Here is a 599-nt window from a genome sequence, read left to right on the forward strand (position 1 = left end):
GCTGCAATAGAACCGTTTTTATCATTATGTTGTGAAATGAGTCACGGTTATATAATTGGTTCCCTTATAGATTGAAGGGGATAAAAAACCTTAGACAATAAGCTCATAAAGAGCGTTACTTATAGAAGATGAGGGAGATTACTATGAAAAAAATGAGAAGAGCTCAGCTACATCGTGTTCGCATCCAGTACTGGAAAGATACGAAAGAAGCAACAGCTAAGAAATCATAGTTAACCATACTCGAAGTCCTTGAGCTGGCAATAGAATTCAAACGTTCTCTACGCATTGCCAGCTCCAAACACCACCAATACTTCAAATCTAATTTTAAATTCAGTTTCATCACCCATAAAAAAAGCCAGTCCGAAGACCAGCTTTTTCTAACGCATTTGCTTGCCTGCTATTACAGGTAGTTTGCGTCAAGCAAGTCGCCAGCTTTCGCGCTTTTCACTTCTGGACGAGCTTCTAACCAAGCAACGACTTGTGCTTTTTGCTCTTCTGTCGCGCTACCATAACGTTCTGTAGAACATAGGAAGCCTTCAAATAGCTCCAGACCGCCGCCGCCAAAGCATAGACCTAGAGTATCAATGTAGTCGATAAAG

1 protein-coding gene is annotated in these 599 nt (G+C 41.1%); it reads right to left on the minus strand.

The window, feature by feature from the left end:
* Window positions 1-400: 400 nt before the first annotated feature.
* A partial coding sequence (locus R8N47_RS26695) for a 50S ribosome-binding protein YggL (RefSeq protein WP_318186298.1) occupies window positions 401-599 on the minus strand: 199 nt, incomplete at its 5' end.

It is taken from the genome of Vibrio sp. 2132-1 (assembly GCF_033344315.1).